Here is a 437-nt window from a genome sequence, read left to right as displayed (position 1 = left end):
GGAAGATATTCACCTGCCTCATTACCACTCTACCGGGCACAGCCCACCTCTTCCGTCACAATCACTCCGGGAATAGTAAACCAAAACCTTGATCCTTTTCCTTTTTCAGAATCAACGTCAATCCGCCCACCTAATTGTTCAACGATGCTCTGACAGATAGAAAGTCCCAATCCTGTACCGTGTACAAAAGAATTAAGCTTCACGAAACGCTCAAAAATATGTGGCAATTGCTCTTTCTCAATACCGATTCCCGTATCTTCGACATAAAACTCCAATTCTCCGTCTTTTAGTTTATACCCCACATGAATACTTCCTTCAGAGGTAAACTTCATTGCATTATTAACAAAGTTAGAGATCACCTGATGTATACGATTACGGTCACTAATGACATGACAAACCGGAAGGTGATTATCAAGTACCAGTTCCACCTCTCCTTT

The 437-nt window shown here is 41.6% G+C and carries 1 protein-coding gene; it reads right to left on the bottom strand.

Features of this window, described 5'->3' with window-relative positions:
- Positions 1–29 precede the first annotated feature (29 nt).
- A partial coding sequence (locus AB5935_RS24495) for a sensor histidine kinase (RefSeq protein ID WP_368327701.1) occupies positions 30–437 on the bottom strand: 408 nt, incomplete at its 5' end.

The sequence above is a fragment of the Phocaeicola sp. RTP21198st1_B8_RTP21198_201120 genome (assembly GCF_040929485.1).
Classification (GTDB): domain Bacteria; phylum Bacteroidota; class Bacteroidia; order Bacteroidales; family Bacteroidaceae; genus Phocaeicola; species Phocaeicola dorei.
This window is presented reverse-complemented; position numbering and strand designations above follow the sequence as displayed.